This is a genomic window from Kineosphaera limosa NBRC 100340 (assembly GCF_000298215.1).
Classification (GTDB): Bacteria; Actinomycetota; Actinomycetes; order Actinomycetales; family Dermatophilaceae; genus Kineosphaera; species Kineosphaera limosa.
This window is the reverse complement of the sequence record NZ_BAHD01000110.1, coordinates 1-10409: the sequence shown is the minus strand read 5'-3', so window position 1 is coordinate 10409 and position 10409 is coordinate 1. Positions and strand designations below refer to the sequence as shown.

The following is a 10409-nucleotide window of genomic DNA, read 5'->3' as shown; positions in this document are numbered from 1 at the left end:
TGTGGCGCCCGCCGTATCCGCGCCGGCCGACGCGCTGGAGCGCCGCCCGGGTCGCCGCGGCCCGGCCATCGCCGCCCGCTACTCCTGGGAGCAGGCGGCCCCGGCCAGGCTGCCGGACGGCTCACCGAACACGCTGGCCTCCAAGGCCGTCGGCATCGACGATGCCGGCCATGTCGCGGGCAACAGCCTTGACGCTGCGGGCACGGCGGTTGGGTCGTTCCTCGGCGCGGGACGCGACTCCAACTGGCTGCCCTCAGCGGCGGGTAGCTTCGCCGGCACAGTGATGGCTATGGCCGTGGCGGCGAACGGCACGGTCGTCGGCGGAGCCAACTCCATCGAGGCCTCCTTCCCACTGTGGGACCGACGCGGCCGACTGCGGCTGGTTCTTACGCCGGGGTCCCACTACGGGCCGGTCCCGGGGGCCGTGAACAGCAGCGGCGTCACTGCCGGGGTACTGGTGGGGGTGAAGGTGGGCCAGCTGTTCTACGGCCGTCCCGACCGGCTCCGCGCCCTACCTTCCCTGCGCGAAGGAAACTACCGAGTCACTGGCATCTCCGAGACCGGCACGGCCGTCGGCTCGCGGCACCACCCGTTCATGCGTAATGACGGGCACTATCCAGAGGGGATTGTGTTCACGGCCGCTGGGACCGAGAACATCAAGACGACCCAGACGTCCACGGTGGACGCCATCTCGCCGAACGGGCGCTATCTCATCGGCCGAGTCGGCCCGGACCTGTGGGAGGCCGATCGCGGCCGGCTGGCGTGGGTCTCGACCTCGCGTGAGCCGGTCTACCTGCGCGGCGTCGGTCAGCTCAAGGCGCGAGCCGTCACCGACTCCGGGCTCGTTGTCGGCAGCAACGGCGAGCGCGCAGCACTCTGGCAGGACGGCCGGCTGGTCGACCTCAACGACCGGCTGCGGGGGCTGCCGCGCGGTTGGGCTCTCACGGATGTCGTCGCGGTCGCCAAGAGCGGCGCCCTCGCGGTCAACGCCACCGACGCCTCGGGTCGCTCCATCGCCCTGAAGGTCTCCCCCAGCCGTTGAGGCCGCGGGGCCACCACGTCGGCGGCGACCCTCGCCGGTCGCCGCCGACGTCTCCCCTCCCGATCGGAGACTTCTGACTCGAGCGGGAGACGACGCCGGCTCGGGCGGACACGCGGCCGGCCCTAGCCTCTCGCAGCGAGGCCGGCAGCCGGCGGCACGTAGCCGAGTTGCTTGTCGACGATGTTCTCCAACGGCTCGCCATCGAGCCAGCGCTGCGCGTTGGCGACGAACTGGCGGGCCAGGGTGTCGCGCCACCCGACCACGTCTCCGGACATGTGAGCGCTGATGACGACCCCGGGCGCGTCCCACAGCGGGGAGTCCGGCGGCAGCGGCTCGGTGACGAACACGTCGAGGCTGGCGCCGTCGAGGCGGCCCGAGGTCACGGCGGCGAGCAGTGCAGGCTCGTCGACCGTGGGGCCTCGGCCGATGTTCACCAGGTGCGCGCCCGGCTTCAGCGCCGCAAAGACGTCGGCGCCGATGAGCCCGCGGGTCGCCTCCGTCAGCGGCGCGGCGTTGATGAGGTAGTCGGCCTCACCCACGTGCTCGGCCAGGTGCGCGGAGTCGACGATCGTCGCGAAATCGGGGTCGCCTCCGGCCAGGTAGCCGGCCCGCGCCCGACTGCCCGCGCCGTCGACGCGCAGTCCGAGCGCCGCCAGCACGCGGGCGATCGCGCGACCGATGGCGCCCGTGCCGACGACGAGCGCCCGGGCCCCGGTCAGACTCCGGGTTTCGCGGTGCCGCCAGGTGCGCTCCCGCTGTAGCGCCGCGCTTTCGTGCAGGAGCTTGGCGTGCGCCAACACGCTCGCCGCGACGAACTCGGCGATCGGCCGATCGAAGGTGCCGCGCGCGTTCGTCACGATCACCTCCGAGGCCCGCAGCTCCGCAAAGAGGAGTGTGTCGACACCGGCGGCCGCGACGTGCACCCATTGCAGCCGGTCGCAGCGCTCCCACACGTCCGCCAGGGCGGAGGAGAAGAAGTCCCACAGCAGCACCGCGTCGGCGCCCCGCACCGCCTGCGCGAAGCCCGCCGCGTCGGTGAACCGCCACGCCACCCGCCCGTCCAGAGGCTCGAGATGACGCGGCCGATCGTCCGGCGCCGCACCGTCGGCAAGGAGCACCGCCACGACGGGACGAGCGTCGTGCGCCGCGGCGGGACGGCTGGGCTCGGCGGACTCACGGGACTCGATGGGGTTCGGCGCAGTCACCGCCTCAACGTACCGAACGCGATCTTCTGATTGTCAACAATCACCCGGGGGCGGCAGTATGGCCGGACGAGTACCGGCAGGGCAGGAGCAGCATCATGAGCGATGAGCAAGAACGCAGCGAGTGGCACGACTGGTCCGACGCTGTCCCGACGGTCAGCGACGACGGCCCGAGCCGCCTGCCGCGCGCCTTCTCCGCCGCCGAGCACACCGCGCGGGTCGAGGCGGTCCAGCAACGGATGGCGCAGCGAGAGCTCGCGGCACTGATCGTCGTCGACCCGGCCAACCTCTACTACCTCACCGGCTACAACGCGTGGTCGTTCTACGTGCCGCAGTGCCTCGTCGTACCCGCGCAGGGACCCGTGCACCTCTTCGGGCGGCCGATGGACATGCTCGGCGCGCACTACACCGCTCACATCAGCCCCGACCGCGTGCACGCCTACCCCGAAGACCTCATCCAGCGCGCGGACGCCCATCCGTTCGAGTGGATGACGCAGCGCGCCAAGGACCTCGGGCTGCTCCCCGACCGCCCTGGCACGCGGGTCGCCGCGGAGACCGACGCCCACTACTTCTCCCCCCGCGGCTACCTCGCGGTGGTCGCGGGCCTGCAGCACGCCACCGTCGTCGACGCCCACGAGCTCGTCAACTGGGTGCGGTTGATCAAGTCGCCGGCGGAGCGGGAGATGCTGCGAGCCGCGGGGCTCATCGCCGACTCCGTCATGCAGGCGGCCCTGTTCGCCATGGCCCCGGGACGGCGCCAGTGCGACGTCGTCGCCGACATCCTGGCCGCGCAGGCCGCCGGCACCGGCGGCGACCGGCCCGTCGGGCCGGCCGGGCCGGTCAGTTCCGACGCCGAGGGCATTCTCGAGCAGATTGGCGGCGATTACCCGGCGATCATGCCGATGCTGCCCACCGGGCGCCGCGCCGGCACCCCGCACCTGACCTGGAGCGAGGAGGAGTTCGTGCTCGGCGAGGCGACCTGCCTCGAACTGGCCGGCGCCTACCACCGCTACCACGCCCCACTGGCTCGCACGGTCAGCCTCGGTCCGCCGGCGCCCCAGCTCGCCCGCTGCGCCGAGATTGTCGCCGACGGCATGGCCGCGGCCCTGGAGGCGATGCGCCCCGGCGCCGAGGCGCGGGCCGCCCACGCGGCGTTCACCTCCGTCATCGCCCGCCACGGGATGACCAAGGAGGCGCGGATCGGCTACTCCATCGGCATCGGGTACCCGCCCGACTGGGGCGAGCGCACGGTCAGTCTGCGATCGTCGGAGGAGACGGTGCTGCAGGCCGGCATGGCGTTCCACGTGATCCTGGGGATGTGGGACACGGACTGGGGCTACGAGTTGTCCGAGTCGGTCCTCATCAGCAACTCCGGCGCCGAGCGCCTCACCCATCAGCCGCAGGAGCTGACCGTCATCAGCTAGAACCGCCAGGCGCTTGCCGGGCCGCACGACAACCGCACCCCTAGACGAGACGAGGACTCCATGAGCCCTATCCAGACGCCCAGCCCCGCTGCGTCGCCGTCGACCGACACGGCGACGCGGCTCCCCCTGGCCCACCGCACCGACTATCTCGTCGGCTCCGTCATCGACTCGAGCACGGCGCTGCTGGCGGCCCAGCGGCACGACATCGTGCGCTTCGCGATGGGCAGCCCCGCCCCCGAGGCGATCCCTACCCACACCCTCGCGCAGGTCGGAGTCGCCGAGATCGGCGCGGAAGCACCCGACGCCTTCGACTACGCCGCCACCCACGGCGACCCCGCCCTCATTGCCGCCCTCTTGTCGCAACTCGAAGGCACAAGCGACGCGACGACGCAGGACCGGCTGACCATCACCTCCGGGGGCATGCAAGGCCTGGATCTCGTGTGCAAGCTCTTCGTCGACCCCGGGGACCTCGTCGTGGTGGAGTCCCCGACGTACACCAACGGGTCGGCCACGGCACTGTCGTACCAGGCCGAGCTGCTCGAGGTGCCTGTCGACGAAGAGGGCATGGACATCGACGCGCTCGTGGCTGCCGTCGACCGGGCCGGGCGAGCGCCGAAGGTCATCTACACGATCCCGACGTTCCAGAACCCCTCCGGCGTCACGATGACCCTGCCGCGGCGCCGACGCCTGCTGGAGCTCGCGTGCCGCTGGGGCAGCGTCGTGCTCGACGACGACCCCTACGGCATGCTCGATTTCGGCGGGCCGCAAGAGCCCACGCTGCACGAACTCGCCGACGGCGACCCGCTGGTGGTCTCGGTGCGCACGTTCAGCAAGATCGTCGCCCCAGGCCTACGGGTCGGCTGGATGGACACCGACCCGAGCCTGCAGCCGCTGCTCATCGCGGCCAAACAGGCGATGGATACTTGTACCAACCTTCCGGCACAACGGCTCATCGCGGCATTCCTGCGCGAGGGCCACCTCGACGCCCACCTGACGACGCAGCGACTGCGCTACGCCGAACGCAAGACCGCCATGCAGACCGCGCTGGCCGAGCACTTCGGCGGGCGGGCCCACTGGACCGACCCGGGCGGCGGCTTCTTCCTGTGGCTGACGTTCGACGAGCCGGTCGACACCCAGGCCCTCTTCCCCGTCGCCCTCGCCGAGGGGGTCGCCTACATCCCCGGCAACGCCTTCTCGCCCGCCGGGGCCTTCCCGCACGCGCTGCGGCTGTGCTTCGCCTCCAGCGCCCCGGCGCGCATCGCCGAAGGTGTTTCGCGGCTGGCCCGCGCCGTCGACGTACTCCAAGGTCGCGCCGAGGCGACGCCACGCTGAGGCGCCACCGGCGCCGACTCCGCTGAAAGACTTCGAGCACTACGAGCCTGGGAGCAAGGGGAGCACCATGAGCACTGGACACTTCGAGCCGGCCGATGTGCTGGCGCACATCGATCCCGACGAGGTCGTGACGGTGACGCAACGGCTCTTGCGTTGTGCGGGCACCAACCCGCCGGGGCAGGAGGAGGCGACCGCGCGCGAACTCGCCTCCGTGGCGGGCGAGCTGGGCCTGCAGGTCGACCTTGTCGAGGTGCTCCCCGGGCGCCCGAACGTCGTCGTCACCCTGCCGGGCGGCGAGGGCGGCACGCTGCTGCTGCTGGGCCACACCGATGTAGTGCCGGTCGGCGACGGTTGGACCCGCGACCCCTTCGGCGGGGAGCTGGCGCACGGGCGGATCTACGGGCGCGGCGCTACCGACATGAAGGGCGGGCTGGCCGCCAGCCTCGTCGCGATGGCCGCGGTGCGGCGAGCCGGAGTGACGCCGAGCGGGCCGGTGGTGCTGGTGGCCGCCGTCGACGAGGAGGAGAACGGCGCCGGCATCCGGGCCTGGATCGCCGGGCAGGTGCCGTCGCTGCGCGGGTGCATCGTCGCCGAGCCGACGGAACTGCAGCCGATCATCGCGGCCCGCGGCGACTCCTACCTCACCGTGCGGGTCACCGGTGTCGCCTCCCACGCGGGCAATCCCGGCGACGGGCGCAACGCCATCGGTGGCGCCGCCGCGATCGTCGCCGACTTCGAGCGCTGGCACGCCGAACTCGCGCAGGCCCCAGCGGTGCTCGACGGTCTCGTCGGACCGGCGACGCTGAGCGTCGGGACGATCCACGGCGGGCAGAGCACCTCGATGGTGGCCCCCGAGTGCGTGCTGGAGGTCGACCGGCGGCTGCTGCCCGGCGACGACCCGGCCCAGGTGCTCGCCGCGGCCCGCGCCCGAGTCGAGGCCCTCGACCTGAGCGCCCGCGGGCTGTCCGCCGACGTCGAGATGACGATGGACATGCCGGGCTTCGCCACCCCCGCCGACGACCCGTTCGTGCGCGCCACCCTGGCCGCTCTCGTCGATGCCGGCACCCCGCACCAGGAGCCCGGCGGCTGGACCGCGGCTTGCGACGGCGGCTTCGTCGCCCGCGACACCGACTGCCCTGTCGTCGTCCTCGGCCCCGGCTCGGTCACCGGTCAGGCCCACCGCCCCGACGAGTCGGTCGGCGTGCAGGAGCTCGTCCACGCCACCCGCACCTACGCCCTCCTGGCCGCCCACTGACGTCCCTGTTACCCCGCCCGCCGCCCACCCCCTCGTCGGCGTTCCCCCGCCTGGAGGGGTGGCGCGGCTAGGGTTGTCGACAATCGCCGGGAGGGGCCGGCGAGACAGGAGGCAGGCCGATGATCGCCAAGAGCGCGCTGGCGCCGCTACTGCAGGAATCGACGCCCAGTCTCGTGGCGCGGCAGGTGCGCGAGGCCATCGCCACGGGAGAGTTCGCGCCAGGTAGCCAGGTCAGCGAGGCCGCGCTGGCCGCCCAGCTCGGCGTGAGCCGCGGTCCGCTGCGCGAGGGGCTGCAGCGCCTGACGGCGGAGGGGCTGCTCATCGGCATCCGCAACCGCGGGCTGTTCGTCATCGAGATGACCCCCGAAAACGTCGTCGACATGTACATCGCGCGGGAGGCCGTCGAGCGCGCCGCAGCCCGTCGCATCCATGAGCGCGACCCGCGGGCCGCGGGCGAGAGCCTGCTGGAGATCTGCGTTCGCATGGCGCAGGCCGCCGCCGCCCAGCAACCCGAGGCGGTCGGGGCGGCCGATATCGCCTTTCACGAGACCCTCGTCGGCGCGTCGGCCAGCCCTCGGCTGATCCGCATGAACGAAACCCTGCTCACCGAGACCCGACTGTGCATCCAGGCGCTCGAGGCGACCTACGCCTCCGGCGAGGTGCGCGTCGAGGAGCACACGGCCATCGCGCGTTCGTTCGTGGCCGGCGACGCCGCCCGCACCGATCAGCTGCTCATCGAGCACATGCGCGATGCGGTGCGTCGGCTCTGCACGTCCGACTGAGCAGCCGGCGGGCGCACGGCGGGCGCACGGCGGGCGCACGGCGGGCGCACGGCGGGCGCACGGCGCAGCCTTCAACGCCTGCGACAGCGCGGCCGTCATGCGCAAGAGGGGCGATTGGGGCCCAACGACCTGGACAACGGTGACACCGACTGGCAAGGCTGGGGGTGTCCGGCAAACCGACGCGATCCGCCCAGCGAACACACCCCCGTCCGACGAACGGAGTCGATGTGCCCACCCTCCTCCTCATCCGCCACGCGAAGTCCGTCTGGCCGCACGACGAGCCCGACGACCAGCGCCGCGACCTGGCGCCGCGGGGCCGCCGCCAGGCCCCCGAGGTCGGCCGCTGGCTCCACGGCAGCGGCCTCGCCCCTGCGCTCGCAGTCGTCTCCCCGGCCACCCGGGCGCAGAAGACGTGGGAGCTCATCGCCCCCGAGCTCGACGCCGAGGTGGAGGTGCGCACCGAACCCGCCGCCTACGCCTTCTCCGGCGAGCAGATTATCGACCTGGTGCGGGCGCTTCCCGCGGATGTCGAGTGCGCCGCGATCGTCGGGCACAACCCGGCCCTCGAAGAGCTCGCCGAGCTGCTCACCGGAGAGTCGGTGCGGCTCGTGACGTCGGCCCTGGCGGTCGTGCAGGTGCCCGAGTTCGCGACGGCCGGCGACGGTGGCGGCACCCTGCGCTCCGCCGGACGCCCCGCCTCCGAAGACCTGCAGCTGCGCCCGTTCTGACCGGGCGCCCTCCCCCGGTTCGACCGGTGCGGCCGCTGCCGACGGTTGCGGTCGCAACCACGACGGTCGGCAGGGGGCGCGACGGTCGCGCTGGGTGCGCGCAGGCCTACCCGACCGGAGCGGGATCGGCTCGGCGGGTGCGTCGGCGCCACACCAGCGCCGCGGCCCCGAGCAGCACGACCCCGACCCCGGCGACCGTCAGCACGGCCGGCCAGGGCGCCAAGACCGCTGCGATGCCACGGATGGCCGCGTAGGCGAGCGCCGCCACAACAAGCAGCGCCACCATCGGCCGCAGCGGATACGGGGAGGCGCCGATCACTCGCGTCGCGGCGACGACGTAGGCGGGCGCGAACAGGGCGGCGACCACGCTCATCGCGACGACGATGCCCAGCAGCGAGCCGGTGCGCGTCGCCATCCAGACGGCACCGATCGTCAGCACGCAGACGGCCAGGTGCAACAGCGAGACGACCACGGGGCGCCCGCGCAGGTTGACGACCAGCGCGCTCGGCTTGACGACGGCATCGGCCACCATCGCGACGGCCAACGCGGCCAGCGCCGGCCCGGCGAATGCGAACTGCTGGCCCAGCCACGCGACCAGCAGTTCGTCGGCCAGCCCGGCGCACACGACGGCAATCGCGGTGCCCGCCACCGCCGTGGCCACGAAGCAGGTGCGGGCCCGACCGGCCAACTCGTGCGGTTCCGCCGACGACAGCTGGTGGATAAAGGGATTCGCGGTCCACGAGTTGATCATCCGGGCGCTCTGGTACACCCGCATGAGCGCGCCGTAGGCCGTGGCCGCGACGAGGCCGAGGGTGCTGCCGACGACGAACAGCGGCAGTTGGAAGGTCAGCAGCGCGGCGAGGCTGCCGACGAAGAGCACCGATCCCAGGCGCAGCAACGGCCCGCCGTACCGGCCGATCGCCGCCCTGGTGAGGGTGGGAGCGCCGAAGCGGGCGGCCACGGCGGTGCCGCACACGACCGGCGAGACGGCAGCGCTGACCACCTCGGCGACGACGACCCCGTGCAGCCCGCCGCCGTTGGCAGCGACCACGGCGAACCCGGCGACCCGCAGGGCCATGCCGGCCATCGTCGCCTTGCGCTCGATGTCTTGCCGATCCTGAGCCCACAGCACGGCGTTGGTGGCGCGCGCCATGAGAGCAAGGAAGAGAGCAAGGGCCCCGGCCACCACGACGACGTGGTGATCGCGGGCGGTCAGGGCGTCGGTCGGCACCGTCCGCAGGTACAGCGGCACGGCCACGGCGTAGAGACCGGCCAGGGCCAGGGCCACGGCGATGAACAGAGTGAGGGCGACGCTGACGAAGCGGCGCAGCTCCAGGTGGCCGGCGCCGCCGCGCGTCATGGCGCCCATCTGGCGCACGATGCCGTCGCCGATGCCGAAGTCGGCCATGACCAGCAGCTGCGCGGCTCCGAACGCCAACACCCACAGTCCATACGGGGCGGCGCCGGCGAGCGCCACCGCCCACGGGTACAGCAGCACCAGCCCCAGGATGCTCGTCAGCCCGGCCCCGTAGTTCCACGACATATTGCGCAGGAGGCGTCGGCGGCGGCCCCCATCCGCCCGCGTCTGTGAAGACCCCCGCGGTCCTCGCGATCCCCCCGCCATCCCGCACCTTCCCGCCGGGCAGGTGCGCGCGAGCCTCGCGCGGCGAACCCACCGGCCAGAGCAGAGTAGAGGTCGCGGCGGTCCCTGCGCACCCCGGACGGCGCTTCCACGCAGGCCGCCCGTCCCGTCTTGCCTAGCGGCGCGTCCAGGCGTAACTCCCCTGCAGCACAGCCGGATTAGGCGTTCGAGGGTTCGCGACGTACCGTACGCGAGGGGCACAGAACAGTGGGGTTTTCGTCCCTTACAGACTCAATTATCACTTTTGCGTTGTTCGGCCATGCCCATCGCTTCGCGGTGCACGCCCCCCGGGGACTGGCAGCAGGATGGAAAGGAGCACCAGCATGCGGGTCGTCTTTCTCTCGGCCGCACGGCAGGTCTGGGGGGCCGAGGTCAGCCTGCTGACCCTCTCCCGCGGCCTGGCCGACGCCGGTGTCACGCAGGCCATCGTGTGCCCCGAGGGTGAGCTCGCCACCTCCGCCACCGCGGCGGGCATCGAAGGGGTCCATCCCGTCACCCCGCGATCCGAGGCCGTCGACCAAGGCCGGATGCGGGAGAGCCTGCGGCTGTGGCAACGCTGCCTGCAGGTCGTGCGCCCCGGCGACACGCTGGTGATCTTCAGCTACTACCTGCTCGCGCTGCTACCCGCGGTACGCCCCGTGCTGCGTCGTCGCGGCGTGCACGTGGCGCTCGACCTGCACGACGACTTCACCAGCCCGAAGGCCCGCGCCGTGCTGCGCGCCGGCAGCACCGCCGTCGACACCGTGATCGCGTGCAGCCGATTCACCGCGGCGCAGCTGCCCCACCACCCGCGCATCTCCTCGCTGCACCGCCCGGTCGGCCTGTCGACGCCGCCAGAGGTGCGCGCCGACGGCAGCCTCGACACGACCTCCAGCCTCGACGCGTCGGCCGAGCTCGACCCGGTCGCGCGAGCGCGGGTCGAGCGGTCGGCGCGGGCTCACGCGGCCACCCGCCAGCGTGCACGCGCCACCGACGCGGCGGGGCGGCAGCCGACGACCGCGC

General features: G+C 72.8%; 9 protein-coding genes. 7 read left to right on the top strand and 2 right to left on the bottom strand.

The window, feature by feature from the left end:
* A partial coding sequence (locus KILIM_RS20765) for a hypothetical protein (protein WP_006594726.1) occupies nt 1-1042 on the top strand: 1042 nt, incomplete at its 5' end.
* A 122-nt stretch (nt 1043-1164) separates the two neighbouring features.
* Here KILIM_RS20765 and KILIM_RS20760 read toward each other — a convergent pair.
* Nucleotides 1165-2247 carry a D-2-hydroxyacid dehydrogenase gene (locus KILIM_RS20760; RefSeq protein WP_006594725.1) on the bottom strand — a complete coding sequence of 361 codons (1083 nt, stop codon included), beginning with the start codon at nt 2245-2247 and terminating at the stop codon, nt 1165-1167.
* Between the two features lie 95 nt (nt 2248-2342).
* Here KILIM_RS20760 and KILIM_RS20755 point away from each other — a divergent pair, with 95 nt between their 5' ends.
* The 5 genes from KILIM_RS20755 (at nt 2343) to KILIM_RS20735 (ending at nt 7765) form a co-directional block, all read left to right on the top strand.
* A complete protein-coding gene (locus tag KILIM_RS20755; protein ID WP_006594724.1) occupies nt 2343-3668 on the top strand; it encodes a M24 family metallopeptidase in 1326 nt (441 codons plus the stop codon).
* 60 nt (nt 3669-3728) lie between these two features.
* Complete coding sequence (locus tag KILIM_RS20750; protein ID WP_006594723.1) at nt 3729-5000, top strand: aminotransferase-like domain-containing protein; 1272 nt, start codon at nt 3729-3731, stop codon at nt 4998-5000.
* Between the two features lie 67 nt (nt 5001-5067).
* Nucleotides 5068-6255, top strand: coding sequence for a M20 family metallopeptidase (locus KILIM_RS20745; protein WP_006594722.1), 1188 nt, complete (start codon nt 5068-5070; stop codon nt 6253-6255).
* A gap of 119 nt (nt 6256-6374) precedes the next feature.
* A complete protein-coding gene (locus tag KILIM_RS20740; protein ID WP_006594721.1) occupies nt 6375-7037 on the top strand; it encodes a GntR family transcriptional regulator in 663 nt (220 codons plus the stop codon).
* 227 nt (nt 7038-7264) lie between these two features.
* Nucleotides 7265-7765, top strand: a complete 501-nt coding sequence (locus tag KILIM_RS20735) for a SixA phosphatase family protein (protein ID WP_006594720.1) — start codon at nt 7265-7267, stop codon at nt 7763-7765.
* 106 nt (nt 7766-7871) lie between these two features.
* Here KILIM_RS20735 and KILIM_RS20730 read toward each other — a convergent pair whose 3' ends face one another.
* The gene (locus KILIM_RS20730; protein WP_006594719.1) at nt 7872-9308 is read right to left on the bottom strand and encodes a lipopolysaccharide biosynthesis protein; all 1437 of its coding nucleotides are present in this window, start codon (nt 9306-9308) and stop codon (nt 7872-7874) included.
* A gap of 422 nt (nt 9309-9730) precedes the next feature.
* Here KILIM_RS20730 and KILIM_RS20725 point away from each other — a divergent pair.
* Nucleotides 9731-10409 (top strand): glycosyltransferase family 4 protein (locus KILIM_RS20725; RefSeq protein WP_006594718.1); only part of this gene is annotated, 679 nt, incomplete at its 3' end.